27 protein-coding genes and 2 pseudogenes are annotated in these 24,740 nt (G+C 71.8%); 17 read left to right on the forward strand and 12 right to left on the reverse strand.

Annotated features, from left to right (window positions below; genetic code table 11):
* Positions 1-63: 63 nt before the first annotated feature.
* From ASD10_RS07655 to ASD10_RS07675, 5 genes are all read left to right on the forward strand, one after another.
* Entirely contained in the window at positions 64-675 is a 612-nt protein-coding gene (locus tag ASD10_RS07655) for a DUF1349 domain-containing protein (RefSeq protein ID WP_056610000.1), read from the forward strand.
* A gap of 36 nt (positions 676-711) precedes the next feature.
* Entirely contained in the window at positions 712-1,320 is a 609-nt protein-coding gene (locus tag ASD10_RS07660) for a TetR/AcrR family transcriptional regulator (protein ID WP_056606931.1), read from the forward strand.
* Positions 1,321-1,401: 81 nt separating this feature from the next.
* Positions 1,402-2,079 (forward strand): SDR family oxidoreductase, encoded by a 678-nt coding sequence (locus tag ASD10_RS07665; protein WP_056606934.1) that lies wholly within the window; start codon positions 1,402-1,404, stop codon positions 2,077-2,079.
* 274 nt (positions 2,080-2,353) lie between these two features.
* Positions 2,354-2,941: an NAD(P)H:quinone oxidoreductase gene (wrbA, locus tag ASD10_RS07670; protein WP_056606938.1), complete on the forward strand. Its 588-nt coding sequence runs from the start codon at positions 2,354-2,356 to the stop codon at positions 2,939-2,941.
* 209 nt (positions 2,942-3,150) lie between these two features.
* Positions 3,151-4,623, forward strand: coding sequence for a lysyl oxidase family protein (locus tag ASD10_RS07675; RefSeq protein WP_157432492.1), 1,473 nt, complete (start codon positions 3,151-3,153; stop codon positions 4,621-4,623).
* Positions 4,624-4,679: 56 nt separating this feature from the next.
* Here ASD10_RS07675 and ASD10_RS07680 read toward each other — a convergent pair whose 3' ends face one another.
* From ASD10_RS07680 to ASD10_RS07700, 7 genes and pseudogenes are all read right to left on the reverse strand, one after another.
* On the reverse strand, positions 4,680-5,855 hold the full coding sequence (locus ASD10_RS07680) for an SGNH/GDSL hydrolase family protein (RefSeq protein WP_056606943.1): 1,176 nt from the start codon (positions 5,853-5,855) through the stop codon (positions 4,680-4,682).
* A complete protein-coding gene (locus ASD10_RS07685; RefSeq protein ID WP_056606946.1) occupies positions 5,852-6,421 on the reverse strand; it encodes a TetR/AcrR family transcriptional regulator in 570 nt (189 codons plus the stop codon). Before ASD10_RS07685 ends, ASD10_RS07680 begins: the two co-directional genes overlap by 4 nt.
* 43 nt (positions 6,422-6,464) lie before the next feature.
* Positions 6,465-7,064 (reverse strand): annotated as a pseudogene (locus ASD10_RS19145) (serine hydrolase); the annotation flags it as partial.
* Positions 7,065-7,083: 19 nt separating this feature from the next.
* Positions 7,084-7,563, reverse strand: a pseudogene (locus ASD10_RS19590) (serine hydrolase); the annotation flags it as partial.
* Positions 7,511-7,834, reverse strand: a complete 324-nt coding sequence (locus ASD10_RS07695; RefSeq protein WP_056606949.1) for a hypothetical protein — start codon at positions 7,832-7,834, stop codon at positions 7,511-7,513. The pseudogene ASD10_RS19590 and the gene ASD10_RS07695, both read right to left, overlap by 53 nt.
* 69 nt (positions 7,835-7,903) lie before the next feature.
* On the reverse strand, positions 7,904-8,071 hold the full coding sequence (locus ASD10_RS18735; RefSeq protein WP_157432493.1) for a hypothetical protein: 168 nt from the start codon (positions 8,069-8,071) through the stop codon (positions 7,904-7,906).
* Between the two features lie 37 nt (positions 8,072-8,108).
* Entirely contained in the window at positions 8,109-9,056 is a 948-nt protein-coding gene (locus tag ASD10_RS07700) for a GlxA family transcriptional regulator (protein WP_056606953.1), read from the reverse strand.
* A gap of 98 nt (positions 9,057-9,154) precedes the next feature.
* On the opposite strand from ASD10_RS07700, the gene ASD10_RS07705 reads away from it, so the two are divergent.
* Positions 9,155-9,787, forward strand: a complete 633-nt coding sequence (locus tag ASD10_RS07705; RefSeq protein ID WP_200938161.1) for an isochorismatase family protein — start codon at positions 9,155-9,157, stop codon at positions 9,785-9,787.
* 2 nt (positions 9,788-9,789) lie between these two features.
* On the opposite strand, the gene ASD10_RS19025 is transcribed toward ASD10_RS07705, so the two are convergent.
* The gene (locus tag ASD10_RS19025) at positions 9,790-10,125 is read right to left on the reverse strand and encodes an MGMT family protein (protein WP_056606958.1); all 336 of its coding nucleotides are present in this window, start codon (positions 10,123-10,125) and stop codon (positions 9,790-9,792) included.
* Positions 10,126-10,204: 79 nt separating this feature from the next.
* Between ASD10_RS19025 and ASD10_RS07715 the strand changes: the two genes are divergently transcribed.
* The 8 genes from ASD10_RS07715 to ASD10_RS07750 all read left to right on the forward strand — a co-directional run bounded on the left by ASD10_RS07715 (position 10,205) and on the right by ASD10_RS07750 (position 18,081).
* The gene (locus tag ASD10_RS07715) at positions 10,205-11,104 is read left to right on the forward strand and encodes a bestrophin family protein (protein ID WP_200938163.1); all 900 of its coding nucleotides are present in this window, start codon (positions 10,205-10,207) and stop codon (positions 11,102-11,104) included.
* A 114-nt stretch (positions 11,105-11,218) separates the two neighbouring features.
* Entirely contained in the window at positions 11,219-12,199 is a 981-nt protein-coding gene (locus ASD10_RS07720; RefSeq protein WP_056606961.1) for an intradiol ring-cleavage dioxygenase, read from the forward strand.
* A gap of 63 nt (positions 12,200-12,262) precedes the next feature.
* A complete protein-coding gene (gene tatA, locus ASD10_RS07725; protein ID WP_056606964.1) occupies positions 12,263-12,454 on the forward strand; it encodes a twin-arginine translocase TatA/TatE family subunit in 192 nt (63 codons plus the stop codon).
* The gene (gene tatC, locus ASD10_RS07730; protein ID WP_056606967.1) at positions 12,451-13,221 is read left to right on the forward strand and encodes a twin-arginine translocase subunit TatC; all 771 of its coding nucleotides are present in this window, start codon (positions 12,451-12,453) and stop codon (positions 13,219-13,221) included. Before tatA ends, tatC begins: the two co-directional genes overlap by 4 nt.
* Positions 13,209-13,646 (forward strand): twin-arginine translocase TatA/TatE family subunit, encoded by a 438-nt coding sequence (locus tag ASD10_RS07735; RefSeq protein WP_056606971.1) that lies wholly within the window; start codon positions 13,209-13,211, stop codon positions 13,644-13,646. The genes tatC and ASD10_RS07735 overlap by 13 nt, the downstream gene beginning before the upstream one ends.
* Complete coding sequence (locus ASD10_RS07740; RefSeq protein ID WP_056606975.1) at positions 13,643-14,053, forward strand: hypothetical protein; 411 nt, start codon at positions 13,643-13,645, stop codon at positions 14,051-14,053. Before ASD10_RS07735 ends, ASD10_RS07740 begins: the two co-directional genes overlap by 4 nt.
* 277 nt (positions 14,054-14,330) lie before the next feature.
* Positions 14,331-15,860 (forward strand): carboxypeptidase regulatory-like domain-containing protein, encoded by a 1,530-nt coding sequence (locus ASD10_RS07745; RefSeq protein WP_056606978.1) that lies wholly within the window; start codon positions 14,331-14,333, stop codon positions 15,858-15,860.
* 91 nt (positions 15,861-15,951) lie between these two features.
* A complete protein-coding gene (locus ASD10_RS07750; RefSeq protein ID WP_056606981.1) occupies positions 15,952-18,081 on the forward strand; it encodes an acyltransferase family protein in 2,130 nt (709 codons plus the stop codon).
* Between the two features lie 92 nt (positions 18,082-18,173).
* On the opposite strand, the gene ASD10_RS07755 is transcribed toward ASD10_RS07750, so the two are convergent.
* Positions 18,174-18,926, reverse strand: a complete 753-nt coding sequence (locus ASD10_RS07755; RefSeq protein ID WP_056606984.1) for an ABC transporter permease — start codon at positions 18,924-18,926, stop codon at positions 18,174-18,176.
* 38 nt (positions 18,927-18,964) lie between these two features.
* Positions 18,965-19,801: a helix-turn-helix domain-containing protein gene (locus tag ASD10_RS07760; protein ID WP_056606987.1), complete on the reverse strand. Its 837-nt coding sequence runs from the start codon at positions 19,799-19,801 to the stop codon at positions 18,965-18,967.
* A gap of 101 nt (positions 19,802-19,902) precedes the next feature.
* On the opposite strand from ASD10_RS07760, the gene ASD10_RS07765 reads away from it, so the two are divergent.
* Positions 19,903-20,772, forward strand: a complete 870-nt coding sequence (locus tag ASD10_RS07765; protein ID WP_056606990.1) for an oxidoreductase — start codon at positions 19,903-19,905, stop codon at positions 20,770-20,772.
* Positions 20,773-20,778: 6 nt separating this feature from the next.
* On the opposite strand, the gene ASD10_RS07770 is transcribed toward ASD10_RS07765, so the two are convergent.
* Positions 20,779-21,396, reverse strand: a complete 618-nt coding sequence (locus ASD10_RS07770) for a helix-turn-helix domain-containing protein (RefSeq protein ID WP_235501785.1) — start codon at positions 21,394-21,396, stop codon at positions 20,779-20,781.
* Positions 21,397-21,501: 105 nt separating this feature from the next.
* Between ASD10_RS07770 and arsB the strand changes: the two genes are divergently transcribed.
* Positions 21,502-22,614: an ACR3 family arsenite efflux transporter gene (arsB, locus tag ASD10_RS07775; protein ID WP_056606997.1), complete on the forward strand. Its 1,113-nt coding sequence runs from the start codon at positions 21,502-21,504 to the stop codon at positions 22,612-22,614.
* The gene (locus ASD10_RS07780; protein ID WP_056606998.1) at positions 22,607-23,017 is read left to right on the forward strand and encodes an arsenate reductase ArsC; all 411 of its coding nucleotides are present in this window, start codon (positions 22,607-22,609) and stop codon (positions 23,015-23,017) included. Before arsB ends, ASD10_RS07780 begins: the two co-directional genes overlap by 8 nt.
* Here the strand turns inward: ASD10_RS07780 and ASD10_RS07785 are convergent, their stop codons facing one another.
* On the reverse strand, positions 23,018-24,667 hold the full coding sequence (locus ASD10_RS07785; protein ID WP_056607001.1) for an FAD-binding dehydrogenase: 1,650 nt from the start codon (positions 24,665-24,667) through the stop codon (positions 23,018-23,020).
* Positions 24,668-24,740 lie beyond the last annotated feature (73 nt).

Raw genomic sequence — 24,740 nt, forward strand, 5'->3', positions numbered from 1 at the left:
TTGGGTCGTCAGCGACCTTGAGGGCACGGTCGTTGGCGTGCTCGCGTGTGGGACGCTGGCTCGGTGACCCCTTCAGCGGACCGTTCGGCTCCCGTCGCCCTGCACTGGCGGTCCGGCTCGTGGACGACGCCACCGCCGTCGGCCGTGGAGCGCGGCACGAGCCTGCTGGTGACGGCCGCCGAGGGTAGTGACGCGTGGCGTTACACGTCCTACGGATTCGTCCACGCCAGCGAGCACGCGCTGCTGGCGGGGATGCCACCGAGCTCGAGCGTCGAGGTCACGTTCGTCGCGGATCTGCCGGAGCAGTTCGACCAGGCCGGTGTCTTCCTGAAGGTGGACGAGACCCGGTGGATCAAGGCGGGCGTGGAGCGCTCCGACGGCGTCCTCCAGCTGGGGGCCGTCGTGACCGATGGGTGGTCGGACTGGTCGGTCGCACCCGTCCCGGACTGGGCGGGCGGTCGGGTCACGATCCGGGTGAGCCGGACCGCCGAGTCCGTGACGATCCGGGCCCGGCTGGACGATCAGCCCTTTCAGCTCGTGCGGGTGGCACCGCTGCGCACCGAGGACGAGATCGGCGCCGGGCCCTACGTCTGCGCTCCGACACGCGACGGGCTGACGACCGAGTTCCTGTCGTGGACGGCCGGACCGCCTGACGCCGACCTCCATCCCGACTGAGAGGAGCTCGTCTACCCGCGGCGATAGGCTGGGCCGATGGTGTCACCACCCGGGTCGACCGGCGAGAGCTCGCTACGGGCAGATGCCGCGCGCAACCGCGAGCGCATCGCCGAGGCGGCACGATCCGCGTTCGCCGAGCTGGGAGCCGATGCCCCGATTGCGGAGATCGCGCGGCGTGCCGGCGTGGGTTCGGCGACGCTGTACCGGCGGTTCCCGACCAGGGACGACCTGCTCGAGCTGGTGTTCGCCGACCAGATCGTGCGGTGCGCTGACGAGGTCGAGGGCCTCGTCGACCGCGCTGACCCGTGGGAGGCCTTCGCGGAGTACCTGACGTTCCTGTTCGAGCTGCAGCGCGAGGACCGGGCCTTCACCACCGCCCTGCTCCGGTCCTTCCCCGAGGGTGGTCGCCTGGCCCGCGAGCATCGACGAGCCGACGACGGTCTCGAGCTGCTCGTGGATCGGGCGCGTGCCGCCGGGGTGCTGCGCGCCGACTTCACAGGCGTCGACGTGGTGATGCTCCTCCAGGCGCACGAGGGCGTCATCGCCGGCTTCGACGCGGCGGATCGGGACGGTGCCGAGGCGGCGTCGGCCCGCGTGGCCGCCATCCTGCTGGACGGTTGCCGTCCGCGCGGGGCAGGAACCTGAGCGCACACGACTAAGTGGAGAGCAGTCCCCGCTTACGTGTAGGCTCCTAAGTGAACGCACATCCTCACTTAGGAGCATGCCATGAGCACGATCGCCATCGTCGGAGCCGGACCGGGTCTGGGACTCGCCATCGCCCGCGTCTTCGGAGAGCAGGGATTCTCCGTGGCACTCATCTCCCGGACGCAGAGCCGCCTCGACGAGCTCGCCGAGACGCTGGGCGACGAGGGCATCGAGGCGCGCGGCTTCGCCAGCGACGTGATGGACCGCGACAGCCTCGCGGCCGCCCTGGCTTCGGCCAAGGAGAGCTTCGGCTCGATCGACGTGCTCGAGTTCTCGCCGGCACCGCACTCGCCGGTTCCGGGACTCGAGATGGTCGGAGCGCTGGACCTCACCGTCGACTCCATGGCACCCCAGCTGGAGTTCTACCTGTACTCGGCCATCGCGGCGGTCCGCGAGGTGCTGCCCGAGATGCTGGAACGCCGCTCGGGGACGCTGCTGTTCACGACGGGCGGCGGCTCGATCAGCCCGATCCCGATGATGGGCAACATCAATGCCGCCTCGGCGGCTCTGCGCAACTGGGCCGTCAACCTGAACGGCGCACTCGCCGGCTCCGGCGTGCACGCCGCCTACGTCGCGATCAACCTGCTGATCGACTCCGGACCCGAGGAGGCGTCCGCGGCCGCCATCGCGCCGCTGTACTGGACGGCCTACGAGGCGCGCGACACCGCCGAATACCTCTACGCGCTCGACTCCGACTGAGTGCGGCACCAGGGGCAGCGTCATTGGTTCTGCTCGAAGCACGTCTCGTCCCGCTTCGACAGGTCATGCACCCGTTGCCGACCCCGCCCCGAGAGGTCCAGATAGGCGACGCCGCGGCCTTCGTCGGCATCGCCCTCGACGACGTCCGTGACGCCTTCGGCGGCGCCGCACCCGGATCGGCAGTGATGCGGATCGGGCGCTCGTGCCCGGCCGTTGGCGCATCGGGACCTGATCGCGCCATGCGGGCACCCGACGACGTGGGTACCGTCGAAGCATGACGAAACTCGCGATCATCTACTACTCCAGCTATGGAACGATCCACTCGATGGCGTCTCGCCTCGCGGCCACCGCCGAGAGCAGTGGAGCCGAGGTGCGCCTGCGCCGGGTGCGTGAGACCGCTCCCGACGACGTCGTGAAGAGCGTCGAGCCGTGGGCGGCGCACGCCGAGTCGGTGGCCGACCAGCCCGTGGCCGAGCCCGCCGACATCGACTGGGCCGACGCGGTCATCTTCGGGTCGGGGACGCGCTACGGCCACGTGACCAGCCAGCTGCAGTCGTTCATCGACACCCTGGGCCCGCTGTGGCAGGAGGGGAAGCTCGCCGACAAGGTGTACGCCGCCATCACCTCGGCCTCCACCCAGCACGGCGGCCACGAGACGACCCTCGAGGCGATGAACACGACGTTCGCGCACTTCGGCGGCATCATCGTCCCGCCCGGCTACACCGACCAGGTCAAGTTCAACGACGGCAACCCCTACGGTGTCAGCAAGGTGGCGGGCAGCGACCTGGACGACGCCGACACGGCCGCGCTCGACCACCTGGTCACCCGGGTGCTCACCGTGGCCGGCAAGCTGAACAGCTGAATCCACGCGAGCTCCGGAGGGACGACCGCCATGTGCGGTCGTCCCTCCGTCGTGTGCGGCAGGTCGTGCAGAGGGACTTCTTCGACGCGCCCAGGGACCTTCGACCCTGCTGACGGGTCGCGTCGTGGGGTCGAGTGATGGATAGACGAAGGGGCGTCCAGTCGTCGGCCCGCGACGACGACAACTGCTCGTGGAGAGGTGGCAGTCCCGTGACCGCATCCAGCTCCCGTACCTGGCCCCGCAGGGCTGCCGCGATCGTGACGCTGTCCGTGGTGGTGACGCTGGGAGCGCCGGCCGTCGCGCCTGCAGCGACCGGTGCCGAGACGAACGCGTCGTCGGCGCGGCAGCTGGAGGCGCAGCGGGCGTCGGCCGACACCACGTTGAACTCGGTCGGTGCGCGCTACGTCGGCGCGCGGATCCCGATCAAGGGCTACACCTCGGGGCTGGGCTCGGGCAGGCACAAGCTCGTCCTGCAGCGCCGCAAGCCCGGCACGCGCCGATGGGTCACGCGCGCCGTCAAGCACGTGCGCAACGGCGCCTACCGGTTCAGCTCCCAGACGTGGAGGACTGCGGGGCGCGTGAAGTTCCGCACGGTGCTGTACTCACGCGGCCGCAAGGCCGATGTCTCGAACGTCATCACGGTCAGGGTGCTGGCCACGCCGCAGGTCACCTGCGCGAACGCCCCCAGCCCGAGCACGTGCCCGAGGCCCGCCTCGATCGTCGAGCAACGCGTCGTCGAGATCCCCAGCTGCCCCCAGCTGACCGTGACCCGGCGCGACGAGACGCGCGTCGTGTCGTGGGCCTGGGACGCCGGCCGCCTCGAGTGGGTGCAGAGCCCGCAGGCCTGGGTGCAGGTGGGGGCCGAGACGTCGCGGGCCGCGGGTGCGGCCGACTGCATCAAGGTCGTCGACCGGGCACCTGCGGGTGCGGCCCTCCCGGACCTGCGGATTAAGGACCTGACGAAGTGCGGTCTCGGCGACTCCGCGGCGACGGGGGGAACCTGCTTCATGATCGTCCCCGAGGCGCCGTTCAACGCCTCCTTCCCGGCGTTGGCGGGCAGGAAGCTGCTGAAGTTCGGCGTGATCACGATGAACGTCGGCGACGGACCGGGGGAGATCGTCGCCGATCGTTCCAGCCCCGACGCCGCCTCGTGGCGGGCGTTCCAGAGCTTCTACGACCCGAGCGGCGCGCTGCTGGGCTCCGTGGCCAAGCCGGAGGTGCAGTTCTACTTCGCCGGTGACGGCCACGACCACTGGCACGTGCGCGACTTCGACACCTACGAGCTCCTCGACGCGACCGGGGCCGTGGCGGCACGTGCGGAGAAGCACGGCTACTGCATGCAGGACAACACCTCGTACGAGCCGTTCAGGGCGCAACCCCGTGTACCGGCCGCTCCCGTCTACACCGATGCGACCTCGTGCGGGAAGGGCCTGCCTGACGCCCTGACGATCATCCACGGCCTCAGCAGGGGATGGGGCGACACGTACCCGACCACCCTCCCGGACCAGGCCATCGACGTCACGGACCTCGCCGACGGCGAGTACACGGTGCGCGTGCACGCCGACGCGGTGGGCGCCGTCACCGAGTCCGACGAGAGCAACAACACCACCGAGGTCAGGATCTCGATCGCCGGGAACGCGGTGACCGTCGTCCCCGGCACGTCGTCGGGCGGGCTCTCCTGAGGCGTCTGACGGCGTTCGCGCACCCGCACCGACGGCGGCTCGTCGCGCGAGCCTGATCAACCCCCGACAATTGCGAAGGCGCCACCGTCGCCGAAGGCCGTCGCGGCGAAGCGATCGCCGATGAGCCGGTGCGTCGCCGCGTCCGGGTGCAGGGCGTCGGGCAGGGGGTGGTCGACGGCGTCCGCCTCGCCGTAGAGGGCCAGTCCGTCGAGGTGGTGCAAGTGGGGATCGGTCGCCGAGCGCTGCTCGACGATGCGGGACAGCTCGCTGCGGATCACGCCCAGCGTGAGCTTGCCCGCCGCCCGCTCGGACGGGTCGCCGGTGGCGACGAACCGCACCTGCCCGTCACTCATCTCGACGGCACCCGGCCCGGGGGTCTCCTCGTGGATCGGGCACCAGAGGGGGGAGATCACCAGCAGGGGGACGTCGGGGTGACCGTCCCGGATCGTGTCGAGGAACCCGTGCACGGCCGGCCTGAACGCCCGCAGCCGCATGAGGTCGAGGTTGACCAGGTTGATGCCCATCTTGACGCTGACGAGATCGGCCGGCGTGTCCCGCATGGTGCGGGCCGTGAACGGGTCGAGCAGGGCGCTGCCGCCCATGCCCAGGTTCGTCAGGGCGACCCCTCCACGAGCCGCCGCGAGAGCGGGCCACGTGGTGCTGGGGCTGGCGGCGTTCGAGCCGTGACTGATCGAGCTGCCGTGGTGCAGCCACGCGCGGCGGGCGTCGTCGGCGGCCGGGGCGATCGAGGCGTCGGAGCGGATCGCCACGAGCTCGGTGGTCTCGGTGTGCGGCAGCCAGATCTCGACGTCCTTGGCCCGCGCGGGCAGGCCCTCGAAGCGGACGGTGGCGGCCTGCCCGGGACGGGTGGCGGCCGACCCGGTCGCCAGGTCGATCTCGAGCACGTTGCCGCCCGCGACGACACCCTGGTCGAGGAGCACGCCGTCGACCACCACGTCGTAGACGCCGTCCGGACGCGGAGGAGCCCCTCGGTACGAGACCTTGGTCGGCCGGGTCCGCAGCTCGACGACCGTCGCGTCGGTGCGGAACGCCAGACGGACGCCCGACGGTTGCGACTCGGCCATGAGCAGCTGGCCGTCGCCGCTCTGTCGACGGGCCCAGGCGGGCAACCGATGCGGGATCACGCCGTCCGTGGTCTGCTCGAACTCGATGGCGCCGCGCACCAGGTCGGCCGTGATCGGTGTCGTCCGCAGGGGGTTCGTGGCGCTCATGAGGTGGGCCAGCCGAGCAGGAGGGCGTGCAGGGACTCGAGGATCTTCTCCCACGACTGCTGGGCGTCGGGACTGCTGTGGCTGAACCCGCCGCCCCGCTCGAGGCTGACGTACCCGTGGAAGACGCTCCCGAGGAGCCGGACGGCGTGGGTCTGGTCGGCCTCCGTCAGGTCGTAGCCCCGCAGCACCGCTCGCATCATGGCCGAGTGCCGGGGGCCCGCGCTGGCCGCGGCCGTCGCGGCGTCCAGCGGCAGTCGCGCGGCGTCGTACCGGCCGGGGTGGTGGTGGCCGTAGTCCCGGTAGACGTTGCCGAGTGCCGCCAGCGCGTCCGCGCCCGCCCGACCGGCCAGCGCGTCGGCGCCGTGGTCGGCCATCTCCTGGAGGGCGAGGAGGGCGATCCGGGTGCGCAGGTCGTCCGAGCTCGCGACGTGGGCGTACAGGCTCGGTGCCTTGACGCCGAGTCGTCGAGCCACCTCGGAGACCGTCACCCGGTCGAGCCCGACCTCGTCCGCGAGCTCGGCGCCCGCTTCGGATATCCGTGCGGACGTGAGTCCTGCTCGTGCCATCGTGTGCTCCTCGTCGTGGACGACCGTGCGGTCGACCGGTCAACTACAGACTATAGGCAGAACATGAATAGTCATAGTCTCGTGCGCGGCACCGGCTACCGCAGCGCGTCGACGGCGATGCGGGTCGCCGCGGCGACGACGGCGTCGTCGGAGGGGCGTCGACGTCGTCACGGCTCGTCATGACGGCGATCAGCACGGCTGCACGCCCGGGCGGGAACGCGACGGCCACGTCGTTGCGGACGCCGTGGTCGGCGCTGCCCGTCTTGTCGGCCACGACCCACCCGTCGGGGACGCCGGCGCGGATCAGCTCGTCGCCGGTCGTGCTGCCGACCATCAGCGTCCGCAGCAGGTCGCGATCGCTCGGGGGCAGGGTGTCGCCCAGGACGTAGGCGCCGACGGTCGTCGCGATCGCCCGCGGGGTGGTCGTGTCGCGGACCTCGCCCGGCACGGCGGAGTTGAGGTCGGGCTCGATGCGCACCGGCCGGGTGACGCGGTCGCCGAGACGCTCGAGCGCGCGGTCGAGGCCCGAGGGCCCGCCGACCTCCTCGAACAACAGGTTGGCCGCGGTGTTGTCGCTGAAGCGCAGCGCCGCGTCCATGACGTCCCGCAGGGGCATCCCGGTGCCGACGTGCTGCTCGGTGACGGGGGAAGTACGGCACCAGGTCCCCGGCGTCGAAGCGGATGACGCGCGACAGGTCCTCGGACGGGACGAGGTCGAGGACCGCGGCCGCGAGCGGAGCCTTGATCGTCGAGGCGAAGGCGAACCGTTCGCCGCTGCGCCAGGAAACGGAGCGTCCTGAAGCGGTGTCCAGGACGAAGACCCCGACGCGGGCGTCGTGCCTCTCCTCGAGCGCGGAGAAGGCCTGGTCGGTAGACGCCGAGACGTCGGCGACGTCGGACGGTCGCGCGCCGGCGTCCCGCCCGGGACGGTCGGGACGGTCGGCGGGCGTGCTCGCGCACGCGGCCACCAGGGCGACCACCGCGACCACGGCGGCCCGGAGCGCGATGCGGTCCGTGAGCCTCACGGCATCGTCCCGGTGTGCTGCCTGCTGCCTGCTGCGCCGGTCGCCGGCCGCGGGCGACGGTCGGCTAGGTGGCATCGGACCCGTTGATCGTGGCCATGAGGCGGTCGACGAGCTCATCGAGGCGGTTGACGAGGAACTTCGCCTCGGCCCCGCTGCTGGTCGTGACCAAGAGGCACCTTCTGGGGGAGAAGGTGCGGGGATTCCAGCTACGGTCCGTCCGCTCGACCGCCGTGATCGAGCGGAGGTCGACGGTGAAGGGCTTCCCGCCGGTGCGGCGGTCCAGCACGTGCGGCACGAACTCGAATCGTCCGCGGCCGACCTCGATGCGTCCGCCGATCGCGCGGCGGCCTTGGTAGAGGCTCGCTCCGTGCTTGCATGAGGTCGTCATGCGTTCATCCTGACCCACGGACTCCCGAAACCTCACCGGGCGCACCCGGCTCCCACCGCGCCGGGGACCTCAGTGCGACCGGACCGACAGCACCTGCCAACCGTCGGGGACGCGGTCGTCGAGGGCGTCGCGCGCGGTGTCGTAGTCGTCGGCGCGAGCCGTGATGACGTCCATCACGAGGTCGTCGAGGGGTGTTCCGGGTCGGGGACGGGTGCGGATCGTGGCCGTGAGCTGCATCCGTCCGACGGTAGCCGCGGGGCCTGACAGAACCGTCCTACGCGGTGCCGGCGAACCGGCGACGGTACGACGTGGGCGTCGTGCCGTAGGCGTCGCCGAAGCGCTGGCGGAACGTCACGACGCTGCCGAAGCCGGTGCGGGCGGCGATCGCCTCGATCGGCAGCGACGTGCGCTCGAGCAGGCGACGGGACTCGTCGAGCCGCCGTGTCACGAGCCAGCGGGCGGGCGTCGACCCCGTCATCTCGGCGAAGCGCCGGGTGAAGTTGCGTCTGCTCATCCGCGCGTGCGCCGCCATCGTCTCCACGGACATCTGCTCGTCGAGGTGCGACAGGACCCAGTCGATCGTGGGGCCCAGCTGCCCCGTGCCGTCCGGCTCGGGCATCGGCCGCGCGATGTACTGGGCCTGGCCACCGTCGCGGTGGGGTGCGACGACGAGGTACCGCGCGAGGGTGGCCGCCGTCTCGGACCCGAGCTCGCGCCGCACGACGTGCAGGCACGCGTCGATCGCCGAGGCGGTGCCGGCCGAGGTCAGCACGTCGCCGTGGTCGACGTAGATCGCATCGGCGGTGACCGTCACCGCGGGATGCCTGGCCGAGAGCTCGTCGGCCGCGTCCCAGTGCGTCACGACCGTCCTGCCGTCGAGGACCCCCGAGCCGGCCAGGGGGAACGCGCCGAGGCACAGGCCCACGAGGCCGACGTCCCGCCGCGCGGCGACGTCGATCGCGGACGCGACGTCGGCATCGGCCGGGCGCAGGTCGGCATGCCACGACGGGAAGACCAGCAGATCGGCGTCGAGGACGGTGTCGGGCCCGGCGAGGTCGTCCAGCGTGACGCCCTCGGCCGTCGTGACCCGCGGCGCGCTGCTCCAGACCACGGTCGACCAGTCCGGCGCGAGGCCGAGGTGGTCGACCTCGCCGAAGACCGTCGTGGGCACCGCGAGGTGGAACAGGCTGATGCCGTCGAAGGCGTGGATCGCGATGCGCATGGTCTGTCCTGAATCCATCGGTAGTCGGCTTCTGCGCCACTCACGATAGCGCCGCCGGGCGGCGAGCATGGAGGTCCACCACCCCCGAGGAGACCATCGTGACCACCACCCGCGCGCTCATCGTCGTCGACGTCCAGAACGAGTACTTCGACGGCATCCTGCAGGTCCAGTACCCGCCCCGCGACGAGACGCTGGCCAACATCGCCCGTGCGATTGACACCGCCGTCGAGCTCGACCTGCCCGTCGTGGTGCTGCAGCACGAGGCGCCTGAGGGGTCGCCCGTGTTCGCCGTCGGCTCGTCGAGCTGGTCGCTGCACCCCGAGATCGAGCGTCGCCTGGCGCCCGGCTTCCACCGCGCCTCGAAGGTGCTGGGAAGCGCTTTCACCGGTGAGGGCGTCGCCGAGTTCCTGGCCGAGCGGCACGTCGACACCGTCACGATCGTCGGCTACATGACGAACAACTGCGACATCGCGACGGCCGTCGACGCCGAGATCCGCGGCATCGACGCCGAGGTGCTGTCGGACGCGTCGGGGGCCATCCACCTGTCGAACGACGCCGGCGAGGTCTCGGCCGAGCAGGTGCACCAGACGCTCATGGTGCTCCTGAACTCGAACTTCGCGGCGGTCGGCAGCACGGACGACTGGATCGAGGCCGCCCGCACGGGCGCCGCGCTGCCGAAGAGCGACCTGGGATCGTCTGCCGTGCAGGGACGCGAGCGCTTCGGCGCCTGACGTCAGGGCGCCGGGTGCACCCGGCCCGTCTCGTCGACCCGGTGTCCCTCGGCGACGAGCAGGGGTGTCGCGACCTCGCGGTGCTGGCGGTACAGGCGTCCGTCCATCGGCAGCACACGCCACCACGGCAGCCCCGGCACGCGCCGCAGGACGTTCGCGACGGCCTGCCCCGCGCCCGGGTGGCCGGCTTCGAGGGCCACCTCGCCGTAGGTCACGAGATCGCCCGGCTCGAGCGTCGACACGACCGCGACGACGTGCTGCTGAAACGGGCTGAGCCGCTCGGGCGGATCGGCGTGACCGCCTCCGGGGAGCGGCATCACCGCGTCGTCCGAGCTCATGGGGCCAGTGAACCAGCAGCCGGTGTGAGTCGCGTCATTCCACCCGGCCGACCGCGGCACCGGCCCGCACACTGGATCCATGATCACCTCGCGGCTGCCGATGACGACCACCGCCTGGCGACCGCTGCTCGTGCCGGTGGCCGTGCTGCTGGCGTGGGACGTCGGCGTGACGATCGCCTTCCAGGTCGGCTGGATCGAGTTCCGCGGCATCACGATCCAGTACACGCTCTACGGGACGGCCATCGCGCTGTTCCTCGGCTTCATGGTCAACGCGTCGTACGCGCGCTGGTGGGAGGCGCGGACGCTGTGGGGCAGCATCGTCAACCACTCCCGCAACCTCGCGCGCCAGACGACGACCCTGCTCGACACCACGGTGCCCCACGCCCGGCCGGGGATCGTCGACGAGATGGTGCGGGCCCAGATCGCGTACGTCCAGTCGCTGCGGACGTCGTTGCGCGGCCAGCCGCTGGCGCCCGAGGTCGAGGTGTACCTCGACGAGGCGGCGGTGGCCGGCGTCCGTCGCGCCACGAACGCCCCGACCGCCGTGCTGTCGCACCTCGGCCGCCTGCTCGCCGAGGCCCACCGCTGCGGCATGGTCAGCGACATCGCCCGCGTGCAGGTCGAGTCGACGCTGAGCGTCCTGACCGACTCCCAAGGTGGGCTCGAGCGCATCAAGAAGACGCCCCTGCCGGTGCAGTACCGCTTCCTGCCCTCGTTCTTCGCCCGGGCCTTCTGCCTCGTCCTGCCGTTCGCGGTCTACAAGGACCTGCAGTGGTGGACGCCCGTCGGCTCGGGCCTGGTCGGCGTGATGTTCCTGCTCGCGGTGCAGATCGGGCGCGACCTGGCCGACCCGTTCCTCGACCGCGTCCACGACGTGCCGATGACCGCGATCTGCCGGTCGATCGAGATCGACCTGCTCGAGATGATCGGTGCCGAGACGCCCGAGGCCGTGGGCCCCGTCAACGAGGTGCTCTGGTGACGACCGGCCGCTGATCGCGCGGCGTTCACGGGAGGCTCACAGGATCGGCACAACGCCCTGACTGCTCGCGGCGCCACGGTGGTGACACAGCCACCCAGCAGTCAGGAGCACACCATGAGCCAGATCCCCGAACCCGACGAGACCCCGCAGGGGCCGGCCTACGAGGGACGGCTGCTCGTCCGTCCCGAGGACGAGGTCGTCGACCAGGGCGCGGGCTTCGATCTGACGACGCTGCTGTCGCGACGTCACGTGCTGAGCGCGCTGGGTCTCGGAGCGGGCGCCCTCGCCCTCGCCGCATGCTCGGGCGGATCGTCGGGTGGCTCGGGATCGTCCGCCTCCGCCGGGACGACGACCGCCACCACCGCCGGCGAGATCCCAGAGGAGACCAACGGTCCGTACCCGGCCGACGGGACGAACGGCGTCACGGTGCTCGACGAGTCGGGCATCGTGCGCAGCGACATCACGTCGAGCCTCGAGGGCGGCACCGTCGCCGAGGGCGTGCCCCTGTCGTTCACCTTCACGCTGACCGACCTGTCGGCCGACGGCGCCACGCTCGAGGGTGCGGCCCTGTACCTGTGGCAGTGCGACGCGGCCGGCCGCTACTCGATGTACTCCGAGGGCGTCGAGGACGAGACGTACCTGCGCGGCATCCAGGTCGCGGACGCCGACGGGGCGCTGACGTTCTCGACGATCGTCCCGGCCTGCTACACGGGCCGGTGGCCGCACCTGCACTTCGAGGTCTACCCCGACGCGGACTCGGCCACGTCGGCGGAGAACGCGATCGCCACGTCACAGGTCGCCTTCCCCGAGGACGTGCTCGCCGACATCTACGCCCTCGACGCGTACGCCGGGTCGACCGAGAACCTGGCGCAGGTCAGCCTCGACACCGACAACGTGTTCTCGGACGGCCACGAGCTCGAGATGGCGACGCTGACCGGCGACACGTCGTCGGGCTTCGTCGGCTCGCTGGCCGTCGCGATCGACCCCACGACCGAGGCCGGAGTCACCGGTGGCGGCGGGGGAGGCGCCGGTGGTGGCGGCGAGCCGCCGTCGGGCGGTGCCGGCGGCACCCCGCCGAGCCGCGACGACGGCTGACGCCCCACTCCTCACGCGACCCCACCGCACGACCCCCACCACGACACACACCAGGAGAACACCATGCTGCAGAACCTCACGGGCTGGCACGCCCTCGTCATCCTCGCGATCGTCCTTCTCGTCTTCGGCTCCTCCAAGCTGCCGCAGCTCGCGAAGGGCGTGGGCCAGTCGATGCGCATCCTGAAGGACGAGGTGCACGACGCCTCCTCGACCGACGCCGCCGTCGACCCCGTCACGGGTCAGCGCGCCGCATGACCACCGCCACCGCCGCGCGCGGCACGATGCCGCTCGCAGGTCACCTGGCCGAGGCGAAGCGGCGCGGCGTCCGCTCGGCGGTGGCCCTGGTCGTGGCGGTCGCGGTCGGCTTCGCGCTGTCCGACCAGGTCCTGGACGTCCTGCGGCAGCCCGTCGAGGACCTCGCCCGGTCGCGCGACGCGAGCCTCAACTACGACACCGTCACGGGGGCCTTCGACCTGCGGCTCCGGATCGCGGTGTTCGCGGGCGTCGTGCTCGCGAGCCCCGTCTGGCTGATCGAGCTGTTCGCCTTCGTGACCCCCGGCATGACGCGCCGGGAGAAGAGGTACGTCCTGGGCTTCGGTGCCGCCGCGGTGCCGCTGTTCGCGGCCGGCTGCGCGTTCGGGTTCGTCCTGTTCCCGCACATGGTGACGATGCTGACGGGCTTCGCGCCCGCGGAGGACAGCACGATCCTCTCGGCGTCCTACTACGTCGACTTCGTCATGAAGATCGTAATCGCGATCGGCGTCGCGTTCGTGCTGCCGGTGTTCATGGTCATGCTGAACGTCGTGGGGCTCGTGTCGGCGCGGACGCTGCGTCGGAGCTGGCGGGTCATCGTCGTCGTGATCGCGCTCTTCAGCGCCCTGGTCACGCCCGCCGCCGACGTCCTGTCGATGTTCATGGTCGCCCTGCCGATGTCGGCGCTGTTCGGTGCCGCCCTGCTGGTCGCCCACCTGCACGACCGGGCCCTGCCGGCCCGGGAGAGGAGCGCGTCATGTTCGGACTGACCTTCGAGAAGCTGCTGCTGGTGGCGATCGTCGCCGGGGTGCTGATCGGGCCGCAGCGGCTGCCCGTCCACGCCCACGAGCTCGCCCGCCTCGTTCGGTCGTTCCGGTCGCTGCTCGAGACGGCCCGCGCCCGGGCCGAGCACGACTCGGGCGTGTCGCTGCAACGGTCCGACTGGGACCTGACGCAGTACGACCCGCGCCACATCGTCCGCGAGGCCCTGCAGGACCCGCCCGCCCCCCGGGACGTCGTGGGCGAGCAGGCGCTCCGGGTCCGTCCGGGCCAGACGCACGTCGTGACGGGCTCGGCCGCCCACCCCCGGCGCGTCCTGATCGACTCGCTGCCCCCCGACGACCCCCGCCGCGTGGCGGCCTCGGCAGGGGAGGACCGCTTGCGGGACGCCCAGCCGGGTACGCCTCCGGCATGACCCCGCCACCGACCGGCCCGCACCGCTTCGACTTCGCATGGGACGAGCGCTACCGCCGCGCCGCGCGTCTCGTCGGCGTGACGCCGGCCAAGGCGTGGATCGAGGTCGACGACACGTCGCTGACGGTCCGGTTCGGGTGGTGGAGGCTCACGTCGCCGATCGACAACGTCGTGGACGCCGAGGTCACCGGGCCCTACGGGTTCGCGAAGACCGCGGGGCCTCCGCACCTGTCGCTCGCCGACCGTGGCATCACGTTCGCGACGAACGGCCGCGCCGGACTGTGCGTCTCGTTCCGCGAGCCCGTCCCCGGGATCGACCCGACGAAGATCATCCGGCACCCCGGGGCGACGATCACGGCCGCCGATCCGGAAGGCCTCGCGCGGGCCCTGGGCCGACCGATCCGCTGACCCCGAGGATGTCGTCGTTCGGTGAGGAGCGCAGCTCCCTCATGATCCCGGCGCGCGACCACCTCCAGACCCTCGGCGACCAGTCGGCCCGACCACGCGTGACCAGGCCCTGCTCGACGCTGCGAGCGACGTCCTGTCGCACCGCGACGCCAGAAGCTACGAGATCCGTGCCTTCGGCTGGTAGTCTCACCGAGTTCGTCCAACAGCCGATGTCGGGGATTCCATGAAGTTTCGTCTTGCTCTAGCGGTCCCGGCTCTCGGGGCTCTCGTCGCCGGGGTGCTCGTCGCCTCACCTGCAGAAGCGGTTCGCTCGCAGGTCATCACCGGCACGGTCTCCGGCCCCGGCGGAGCCGGCAACGTCGGTCCGACCCGGGTCGAGCTGATCTCGGTCGTCAAGGGCGGCAACACCAAGGTCGTCCGGTTCGCCAACGACATCCCGGACGGCGGGTCGTACTCGTTCGCGATCCCGCTCAACGGCTCGAAGAACAAGTCGTCGAAGCCCTACCGCCTGCGGATCGTCGCCCAGTCGAGCGCCGGCGAGGCCCGCTCGTGGTACTGGCGCGGCAAGAACAACGCCGCCTCCAGCGGCGGACGCCACCTGCGCGACGCGACCGTCGTCAAGGCCACCAAGTACGGCGCCTTCCGCGCCGACTTCCGGTACTCGTCGATCTCCGGCACGGCCCCGGCCGGCGCCCAGCTGACGGTCGCGGGGGCCCCCGCCTCGTACAGCGGCGGACGCGACGCGCGCCGCGAGCTCGACATCGCCGGCTGCGGCAACGTCTTCTCGTCGGCGACGGCCTCCAACGGCACGTACCGCTTCGACTTCCTGCCCTTCGCCCCCGGTGACCGCCGCTACATGATCGGCGCGCGCCTGGACGGCGAGACCCGCTGGAACAACCAGTTCGGCAGCTGCTTCGACGTCCAGGAGTACCGCTACTCGCGGTCGAACATGATCGCCCTCGACGCGGGCGGCACGAACTTCCCCGTCGCGGTCGGCGCCAGCGGCAACCACCTGACGGTCAAGAGCCTCTTCCGCGGGTACAAGGCCACGGCCGAGGGCGACCGCTGGATCAGCATCCGCGAGGCCGCCCCCCGCACCGCGATCCTCGACTCGCCGATCGTCGCGCAGCGACAGGCGTCCAGCAGCGGCCGCACGACGTTCTACAACCTTCCGCCCGGCCGCTACTACGTCGAGCTCGGCCGCCGCACGGGCTGCGCCGACTGGGCCCCGAGCCGCTACACCAACAACAACTCCTACTTCAACGGCCTCGACCGCGGGTCGGAGCGGTGGAAGACGTTCCCGTACTTGAGCAAGCTGCCGGGCAACAAGAACCGCGGCCTCGAGCTGCTCGCGCGTCGCGCCAACCCGAACCCGGCCACCGACGCCGAGCAGGGCAAGAAGCCCCGCGGCGCCAAGGGATGGATGTACCGCCTGCACTGCAAGGCGCTCGGTTACGGCCAGGTCAAGACCGTCGACATCACCGGCACCGGCACGGGTGAGCGTCGCACCACGCTGACCTCCAAGCGGGGCGGCGTCGTCAAGGGTCACGTGAGCCGCTCGCCGGGCCGCACCAACCAGGAGATGATGGTGACGCTGTCGTCGCGCGACGGCAAGCGGGTCCTGCGCACCGACCTGACCGACGGCAAGGGCAACTTCTACGTCGCGGGCCTCGCGCCCGGCCGGTACCAGATCTCGGTCAACGCCGACTCGTGGCGCGGCATCGGCCGCGCGTTCAAGGGCCGTCACTTCATCACGGTGAAGGCCGGTCGCACCAAGAACGCGGGCAACCTCCGCTTCAGCCGCTGAACCCGCTGACGATCTCGACCCCGATCCCGGGCGGCCTTCTCACAGGCCGTCCGGGATCGTCGGGTCCCACGAGCCCAGGGAGCAGACGCGCATGACCGCCGCCCAGCACCGCGGACCGTCGTCGGCACCGGACGCGACGGCGCTGACCCGGCCCGACCACGGACGCACGATCCGCCTCGACATCGAGGGGATGCGCACGATCGCGGTCGGCTCGGTGCTCGTCGCGCACGCGGGGGTGCCGTTCCTGGCCGGCGGCTTCGTCGGCGTCGACGTGTTTTTCGTGCTGTCGGGCTTCCTGATCACGGGTCTGCTGGCGCGCGAGGTGTCTCGGTCGGGACGCGTGAGCCTGACGACGTTCTGGGCGCGGCGGATGAAGCGGCTCCTGCCCGCCAGCGCGACCGTGCTGCTGTTCTCGGCCGCCGTGGCCTACGCGTTCCTGCCGATCACCCAGCGCAAGGACTTCGGCGGCGACATCGTCTCGGCGGCGCTGTACGTCGTGAACTGGCGCCTGGCCGACCGCGGCGTCGACTACCTGGCCGAGGACGTGGGTCAGTCGCCGGTGCAGCACTACTGGTCGCTGGCGGTCGAGGAGCAGTTCTACGTCGTCTGGCCGATCCTGATGCTGGTCATCGGGCTCATCGCGGCGCGCCGGTGGAGGCTCGGTGCCTTCGGCGTGCTCGGCGTCGTCACGCTCGCGTCGTTCGCGTACTCGGTGCAGCAGACCGCCTCGAGCCCCGCGACGGCGTACTTCGTGTCGACGACCCGCATCTGGGAGCTCGGCATCGGCGCCCTGCTGGCGCTGGGGGCCTCGCAGGTCGAGCGTCTCCCCGCCGTCGTGCGCGCCGTCGGCGGCTGGGTCGGCATCGCGATGATCGCGTACGCGGTGCTCGTGTTCGACGACTCGACGACGTGGCCGGGCGCCAACGCGCTCGTGCCGACGATCGGGGCGGCGCTGATGATCGCGAGCGGGCTGCGCGCCACCCCCGGGTCTCCGCAGCGGCTGCTGAGCCTGCCGCCGATGGTCTGGGTCGGCGGGCTGTCGTACTCGATCTACCTGTGGCACTGGCCGATCCTGGTCGCGGTCCAGGCCGAGCGTCCCGACCTGCAGCTGCGGTGGGTCGTCCTGGCGATGATCGCCTCGATCGTCCCGGCGTACCTGTCGAACCGGTTCATCGAGAACCCCATCCGGTTCGGCACGTTCTTCAAGCCCGACGGCCGGGCGATCGGTATGGGCCTGGCGTTGACGGCCGTCGGCGTGGGCGTCGGCTGGGGCCTGTCCGTCTCGGCGACCGCCGGCGGGGTCGACGAGGCGACGACCGCGGCCAGCCCCGGAGCCGCGGCGCTGCTCGACCCCTCGAACCAGGACGTCGACTGGTCGGCGATCCGCGAGGTCGACCGCATGCGTCCCCTTGCGACCGAGGCGGTCGACGACCGTCCGGCGTTCTACGACGACGGATCCGGCTGCCAGGTCAGAGACGGCGACGCGGTCCCGAAGCCGTGCGAGTCGGGCGACACGTCGTCGAGCCGCACGGTCGTGATCGTCGGCGACTCCAAGATCGCCCAGTGGCAGCCCGCGATCGCCGCGATCGGGCGGCGCGAGGGCTTCAAGGTCGTCCAGTTCACCAAGTCGGCGTGCTCGTGGACCGACGTCGACCTCGACCGCAAGAACAACACCGACTGCCGGGCCTGGGGCCGCGCGGTGCTGAAGGACGTGCTCGCGCTCGATCCCGAGCTCGTCGTCGTGTCGCACCGTCAGGGCACGGCGCTGCCGGCGGGGGCGACCGATCGGAGCCAGGAGACGAAGGCCGCGATGGTCGGGGGCCTGGTCTCGTACTGGGGCACCCTGACCCGCGCGGGCATCCCGGTCACGGCGTTGCTCGACAACCCCGCGCCGACGACGCAGCCCGTGTACGAGTGCGTCGCCCAGAACCCGAAGGACCTGCCGCGGTGCGCCTTCGACCGTGACGCGGGCATCGCCGCCTCGGGCGCCCCGGCCGCCCGCGAGGCCGCCGCCGAGGTGCCGGGGGTGTCGGTGGCCGACCTGACCTCGACGATCTGCCCCGATGGTCGGCGCTGCGCGGCCGTGATCGGCAACGTGCTGGTCTACCGCCAGACGACGCACCTGACGAAGACGTTCGTGCTGAGCGCCGAGCGACAGCTGTCGGCCGCGCTCGCGGCCGCGACGGACGGTGCCGTGGGCGAACCGCTCGCCGCCCCCTGACCGTCCGACCCGCCCGCCACGCGGGAGGTGCATCCGCAACCTCCTGGAGGCCGAGACGGTTGCGGATCCACCTCGTCGCGAGGACGGCGCGGTCAGTCGGTCGTGACGGGCTGGGTCGAGCCGAGCCACGGGCCCAGCAGGCGGACGGTGAGGACCGCGGCGACCGTCTGCGCCGCGAGCAGCCCCGCCAGCACCAGCAGCTGCACCTCGGCGGCCTCGGCGGGGGAGGCCCCACCGAGCAGCAGGCCGACGAACGCGCCGGGCAGCGTCACGAGCCCGGCGCTGCGGGTCTGGTCGATCGCCGGGACGAGCGCCCGGGCGACGGCCAGTCGACCGAAGGTCGACGTCGCCTGCCGGGGGGAGGCCCCGATCGCGAGCCACGCCTCGACCTGGCCCCAGTCGCGGGCGACGTCGTCGCGCATGCGTCCACCGGCCAGCGACGCCGCCGTCATCGAGCCGCCGACGATCTGTGCCGCGAACGGCACGACGGTCTGCGAGCGCCACTCCAGCGCGCCGGTCGCCAGCACCGTGACGACGGCGGTCGTCGCGCCCACCACGATCGCCGCGCCGACGTGCGGCGCGAGACGGGCACCGCAGCCGATGCGCCGCACCGACGTCGCGGTCGCGGCGGCGATCATCACGCCCAGGTACAGCGCGACGCCCTCGGGGTGCCGGAACACCCAGGCGATGACGAGCGCGACGGCCACGAGCTGCACCGCGGCCCGGGCGACCGCCACCAGGGCGTCACGGCGGACGTGGACACGCGACACGGTCAGTGCCAGCAGGGCGAGACCCACCAGTGCGGCGACGGCCAGTGCCGACTGCGCCGGATCGATCGTGCTCACCCCGGCAGTCTGCCCCCTCGGGGATCAGTGCGGCGGTCTCAGGCGCGGACCGCCGGTGGCCGGTCGGCCGACAGCGACGCGAGCAGCGACAGCTTCTCGGACGTCCTGGTGCCCGGCGCGGGGTGGTAGACCACGAGGGTCAGGCCGTCGTCGCCCGCGACGGCGAGACGCTCCTTGGACAGCGTGAGGTCGCCGACCTGCGGATGGGGCATGACCGCCACGCCGCCCTCGCGGACGTGCACGTCGTGCCGGGCCCAGAGCCGTCTGAAGTCGTCGCTCGCGATCGACAGCTCCCCGACCAGGCGGACGGACCGTGGGTCGTGCGCGTCAGGACCGATCGACTGCCTGAAGCTCGCCACCATGAAGGCCATCGCGTCCTCGAAGCCGGGGCACAGGGCCTGCTCGGCCGGATCGAGGAACATCGCCCGCAGCCGGTTCCCGCCCACGTGCAGGTTGGGGTTGACCGCCCGTGCCAGGTCGTTGGCGGCCAGGACGTCGAGGTGCCGGCTCTCGACGTGGGCCGGCAGGCCGATCGACGCGACGAGACCCAGGATGCCGTCCGGCACGCGGGGGCCCCGGCGCACGGCGCGGTTGCGGGGTCGCGGTGCCACGAGCGCGAGCAGGTAGGCCGTGGCGGTCTCGTCGAGCAGCAGCACCCGTGCGAGCGACTCCAGCACCGGGGCGGACGGGTTGTGGTCGCGCCCCTGCTCGAGGCGGAGGTAGTAGTCGGCGCTGATGCCCGCCAGCATCGCGACCTCCTCGCGACGCAGACCCTCGACACGGCGGCGCCCCAGCGCGGGCAGCCCCACGTCGTCCGGACGCACGAGGGCCCGCCGGGCGCTCAGGTAGTCACCGAGCAGGCTGTGGGCGGTCATGGCTCCACGGTACCGACGGGGGCCGCCCGCTGACTGTCCCTGCGACTCCCAGGATGACGGGGGCACTGGTGGGGACGGCGAGGGGCCCGCACGGTGGTGGCATGACATCGACCCTTCCCGGCGGAACCTTCACCCTCTTCGACGACGTCGTCGTCCCTCGCTTCGGCTACGGCGCCATGCAGCTCGCGGGCCCGCTCGTGCTGGGACCGCCTGCCGATCCGGCGCAGGCCGTGCGGGTGCTGCGCGAGGCGGTGGCTCTCGGCATCACGCACGTCGACACGGCCGACGCGTACGGGCCGCACGTCACGAACCGGCTCATCCGGCAGGCGCTCCATCCGTACGACGGCGCGGTGCACGTCGTCACGAAGGTCGGATCCCTGCGCGACGACGACGGGGGGTGGCCACCCGCGCGCTCGCCCGACCAGCTGCGCGAGGCGGTGCGCTCGAACCTCGACACCCTCGGCCTCGACGTGCTCGACGTCGTCAACCTGCGCGTCGGCGGGCCGACGGGTCCCGAGGACGGCTCGCTCGAGGAGGCGTTCACCGCATTGGCCGAGCTGCAGCAGGCGGGACTCGTCCGGCACCTGGGCGTCAGCAACGTGACGTCGGAGCAGATCGCCGAGGCCCGAGCGCTCGCACCGGTCGTGTGCGTGCAGAACGCCTACAACCTCGCGCACCGCGCGGACGACCACCTCGTCGACGAGCTCGCCGACGCCGGCATCGCGTACGTGCCGTTCTTCCCCCTCGGCGGGTTCAGTCCGCTGCAGGCGGGCGCCCTCACGACCGTCGCGTCACGACTGAGGTCGACACCGATGGGGGTGGCGCTGGCGTGGCTGCTGCACCGCTCGCCGAACATCCTGCTGATCCCCGGCACGTCGTCGGTGGAGCACCTGCGCGAGAACGTCGCGCAGGCCGGTGTGTCGCTGTCCGCGACCGACCTGGCGGAGCTGGACGGCATCGCGGGCGTCTGACGCCGGTCAGGAGGCGACGAGTCGCGGAGCCACCGCGGCGACACGGCGCCGCAGGTCGAGGTACGCGGAGTCGAAGGCCGCGTCGCCGCCCTGCCGGACGGGGTCGGGCACCGACCAGTGAAGGGCGGGGGAGGACGTCGACGCGAGCTCCTCGTACGCCTGGTCGCAGACCGCGACGATGAAGTCGCCGTCGGCCGCGACGTCACCCCACGAGGTCGGGGTCGATGACAGCAGCGCGAGGTGACGGCGCTCGGCCACGCGTCGCGCACCGTCCGCGATGCCCTCGGCAGGTCGGGTGCCCGCCGAGGCGACGGGCACGTCGCTCGCCTCGGCCCACAGCGCGGCTGCGAGCTGCGACCTGGCCGAGTTGGCCGAGCACACGAACACGACCCGGGCGACGGCCAAGGGGGTCGGTGCCGGGCCGGTGGACGCCTCGACCGACGCGAGGGTCAGGTAGGTGCGTCGGCGGTCTCCCTCCGACCGGCGCCGGACGACGAGCCCTGCCTCCTCGAGCACCCCGAGGTGGTGGGCCAGGAGGTTCGACGGCAGGCCGACCAGCTCCTGCAGCGAGCTCGGCGAGCGGTCACCGAGCTCGAGCGCGTCCATGACGGCGAGGCGGGTCACGTCCGCCAGCGCAGCGTGCTGGTGGGCCCGACGCGATAGCTCACTTCGCTCAGTGTTCATTGAGTCAAGTTTGACTGACCGGCATCGGGACGTCAAGATGGTCGCGTGAGCACCACTCCGCAGACGTCCCCGCCGGCCGACGCCGACGTGATCTCGGGCCTCTCGCGGCTCGATCGCCTCCTGCCCGTCTGGATCGTCGTCGCGATGGCCGTCGGGCTCGTGCTCGGCCGCACGGTCGACGGCCTCGACGACGCCCTGGACGCCGTGAGGATCGGCTCGGTGTCGCTGCCGATCGCGATCGGCCTGCTCGTGATGATGTACCCCGTCCTGGCCAAGGTGCGGTACGACGAGACCCGCCGGGTCACCGGCGACCGGCGACTGCTCGTGGCCTCGCTCGCGCTCAACTGGATCCTCGGGCCGGCGCTGATGTTCGCCCTCGCCTGGCTGCTGCTGCCCGACCTGCCCGAGTTCCGCACGGGCCTCATCATCGTGGGCCTCGCCCGGTGCATCGCGATGGTGCTGATCTGGAACGACCTCGCCTGCGGTGACCGCGAGGCCGCGGCCGTGCTGGTCGCGATCAACTCGGTCTTCCAGGTCTTCGCGTTCGCGGCTCTCGGCTGGTTCTACCTCCAGATCCTGCCGGGCTGGCTCGGCCTGTCCACGACCAGCGCCGACTTCTCGGTGTGGGCGATCACCGCCAGCGTCCTGGTCTTCCTCGGCATCCCCCTCGTCGCCGGGTTCCTGACCCGGACGATCGGCGAGAAGGCCAAGGGGCGCGACTGGTACGAGGGGACGTTCCTGCCCCGGCTCGGGCCCTGGGCGCTCTACGGTCTGCTGTTCACGATCGTCGTGCTGTTCGCCCTGCAGGGCGACGCGATCACCAGCCGCCCGCTCGACGTCGTCCGCATCGCCGTCCCGCTGCTCGTCTACTTCGCTATCACCTTCGGTGCCGGCATGGTGATCGGCCGGTGGCTCGGCCTCGGGTACGCCAAGACCGCGACGCTCGCGTTCACGGCAGCGGGCAACAACTTCGAGCTGGCGATCGCCGTGGCGATCGGCACCTTCGGGGTCACCTCCGGCCAGGCCCTGGCCGGTGTCGTCGGCCCCCTCATCGAGGTCCCGGTGCTCGTGGGACTCGTGTACGTCTCGCTCTGGGCCCGCAGGTTCTTCACCGACGGCCCCACCTCGTCCCCCACCCCAGGAGGCACCCGTGCCTGACCGCCCCACCGTCCTGTTCGTCTGCGTGCACAACGCCGGACGCTCGCAGATGGCGGCCGGCTTCCTGACGGCCCTGGCCGGTGACCGCATCGACGTGCTGTCGGCCGGATCGATGCCCGGCGACCAGATCAACCCGACCGCCGTCGCGGCGATGGCCGAGGTCGGCATCGACATCGCCGGCGAGCAGCCCAAGAAGCTGTCGGACGACGCGGTGCGCGCCTCCGACGTCGTCATCACGATGGGCTGCGGCGACGAGTGCCCGTACCACCCCGGCAAGCGGTACGAGGACTGGGTGCTCGACGACCCGGCCGGGCAGGGCATCGAGGCCGTCCGCCCCATCCGTGACGAGGTCAGGGCGAGGGTCGAGGCGCTGATCGACTCGCTCGCGACGTCGCCGTCCTGATCAGCCGACGGCGTCGGCCGCCGCGCGGCCCGCGACCCGTCCGGAGAACAGGCAGCCGCCGAGGAACGTCCCCTCGAGCGCGTTGTAGCCCATCATGCCGCCGCCACCGAAGCCGTTGACCTCGCCCGCGGCGTACAGCCCCGGCAGGGGAGCGCCGTCGGGCGTCAGGCAGCGTCCGGACAGGTCGGTCTCGAGCCCGCCGAGCGTCTTGCGGGTCAGGATGTTGAGCCGGACCGCGATCAGCGGGCCGTTCTTCGGGTCGAGGAACCGGTGCGGCGTCGCGACCCGGATGAGCTTGTCGCCCCGATATCGACGAGCGCCCCGCATCGCGGTGATCTGCGCGTCCTTGGTGAAGTCGTTGTCGATCTCGCGGTCGCGCGCCTCGAGCAGGTGTCGCAGGTCGGCCTCGTCGACGTGCCCCGTGTCGCCGACCTCGTTCATGCCGGCGACGAGCCCCGTGAGGTTGTCGGCCACGACGAAGTCCTCGCCGTGGTTCTTGAACGCCTCGATCGGGCCGGGCGCCCCGGCCTTCAGCCGGCTCAGCAGCAGCTTGACGTCCTTGCCGGTCAGGTCGGGGTTCTGCTCCGAGCCCGACAGCGCGAACTCCTTCTCGATGACCTTCTGCGTCAGGACGAACCACGAGTAGTCGTGCCCTGTGCCCCGCAGGTGCCGCAGCGTGCCGAGGGTGTCGAAACCCGGGAAGTACGGTGCCGGCAGCCGTCTGCCGGTGGCGTCGAGCCACAGCGACGACGGGCCCGGCAGGATGCGGATGCCGTGGTTGTCCCAGATCGGGTCCCAGTTGCGCAGGCCCTCGACGTACGCCCACAGGCGGTCGGGGTTGATGACGCGGGCTCCCGCATGCTCGCTGATGGCCAGCATGCGCCCGTCGACGTGGGCGGGGACGCCGGCGACCATCGTCGCGGGCGGGGTTCCGAGCCGCTCCGGCCACACCGTCCGGACGAGGTCGTGGTCGCCGCCGATGCCCCCTGACGTCACGATGACGGCCTGGCCGCGCAGCTCGAACTCGCCGGTCTCGACGCGGCTGGAGGCGACGCCGCGATCGACCGCGGTGGGCTCGAGGACGGCCCCTCGGACGCCGACGACGGCGCCGTCCTCGACGACCAGGCCGTCGACCCGGCGTCGGAACGCGAACGAGATGCGGCCGGTCGCGACGTGCTCGCGCACGCGCCGCTCGAACGGTGCGACGACACCGGGACCCGTGCCCCACGTCAGGTGGAAGCGCGGCACCGAGTTGCCGTGTCCCTCGGCGCGTCCGTCACCGCGCTCGGCCCACCCCACGACGGGGAACAGCCGCAGCCCCATCTCGTGCAGCCACGCGCGCTTCTCGCCGGCGGCGAAGTCGAGGTAGGCCTCGGCCCACCGGCGCGGCCAGGCGTCCTCCTCGCGGTCGAACTGTGCGCTGCCCATCCAGTCCTGCGTCGCCAGCGCGAGCGAGTCCTTGACGCCCATGCGTCGCTGCTCGGGGGAGTCGACGAAGAACAGGCCGCCCAGGCTCCAGAACGCCTGACCGCCGAGGTTCTGCTCACCCTCCTGGTCGACCAGCACGACCGACCGTCCCCGGTCGGCCGCCTCGGCCGCGGCGGTGAGTCCGGCGATGCCCGCCCCGACGACGATGATGTCTGCGTCCACTGTGTGCTCCTCGGTCGTGGCCCGTCCGGCCTGTCACTCAGGATGTAGAACGGTGGTCGCTGGGGCAAGATGT

Origin of the sequence: Aeromicrobium sp. Root472D3 (genome assembly GCF_001426485.1) — a bacterium.
In the GTDB taxonomy this organism is placed as follows: Bacteria; Actinomycetota; Actinomycetes; order Propionibacteriales; family Nocardioidaceae; genus Aeromicrobium.

What these genes read in the sequence shown, in the direction of transcription:
- ASD10_RS07760 (WP_056606987.1), bottom strand. Translation starts at nt 19,801, where the DNA reads ATGACCGCCCACAGCCTGCTCGGTGACTACCTGAGCGCCCGGCGGGCC.
- ASD10_RS07660 (WP_056606931.1), top strand. Translation starts at nt 712, where the DNA reads ATGGTGTCACCACCCGGGTCGACCGGCGAGAGCTCGCTACGGGCAGAT.
- ASD10_RS07735 (WP_056606971.1), top strand. Translation starts at nt 13,209, where the DNA reads ATGTTCGGACTGACCTTCGAGAAGCTGCTGCTGGTGGCGATCGTCGCC.
- tatC (WP_056606967.1), top strand. Translation starts at nt 12,451, where the DNA reads ATGACCACCGCCACCGCCGCGCGCGGCACGATGCCGCTCGCAGGTCAC.
- ASD10_RS07765 (WP_056606990.1), top strand. Translation starts at nt 19,903, where the DNA reads ATGACATCGACCCTTCCCGGCGGAACCTTCACCCTCTTCGACGACGTC.
- ASD10_RS19025 (WP_056606958.1), bottom strand. Translation starts at nt 10,125, where the DNA reads ATGAGCTCGGACGACGCGGTGATGCCGCTCCCCGGAGGCGGTCACGCC.
- ASD10_RS07680 (WP_056606943.1), bottom strand. Translation starts at nt 5,855, where the DNA reads ATGAGCGCCACGAACCCCCTGCGGACGACACCGATCACGGCCGACCTG.
- ASD10_RS07685 (WP_056606946.1), bottom strand. Translation starts at nt 6,421, where the DNA reads ATGGCACGAGCAGGACTCACGTCCGCACGGATATCCGAAGCGGGCGCC.
- ASD10_RS18735 (WP_157432493.1), bottom strand. Translation starts at nt 8,071, where the DNA reads ATGCAGCTCACGGCCACGATCCGCACCCGTCCCCGACCCGGAACACCC.
- ASD10_RS07740 (WP_056606975.1), top strand. Translation starts at nt 13,643, where the DNA reads ATGACCCCGCCACCGACCGGCCCGCACCGCTTCGACTTCGCATGGGAC.
- wrbA (WP_056606938.1), top strand. Translation starts at nt 2,354, where the DNA reads ATGACGAAACTCGCGATCATCTACTACTCCAGCTATGGAACGATCCAC.
- ASD10_RS07715 (WP_200938163.1), top strand. Translation starts at nt 10,205, where the DNA reads ATGATCACCTCGCGGCTGCCGATGACGACCACCGCCTGGCGACCGCTG.
- ASD10_RS07700 (WP_056606953.1), bottom strand. Translation starts at nt 9,056, where the DNA reads ATGCGCATCGCGATCCACGCCTTCGACGGCATCAGCCTGTTCCACCTC.
- tatA (WP_056606964.1), top strand. Translation starts at nt 12,263, where the DNA reads ATGCTGCAGAACCTCACGGGCTGGCACGCCCTCGTCATCCTCGCGATC.
- ASD10_RS07750 (WP_056606981.1), top strand. Translation starts at nt 15,952, where the DNA reads ATGACCGCCGCCCAGCACCGCGGACCGTCGTCGGCACCGGACGCGACG.
- ASD10_RS07665 (WP_056606934.1), top strand. Translation starts at nt 1,402, where the DNA reads ATGAGCACGATCGCCATCGTCGGAGCCGGACCGGGTCTGGGACTCGCC.
- ASD10_RS07695 (WP_056606949.1), bottom strand. Translation starts at nt 7,834, where the DNA reads ATGACGACCTCATGCAAGCACGGAGCGAGCCTCTACCAAGGCCGCCGC.
- ASD10_RS07720 (WP_056606961.1), top strand. Translation starts at nt 11,219, where the DNA reads ATGAGCCAGATCCCCGAACCCGACGAGACCCCGCAGGGGCCGGCCTAC.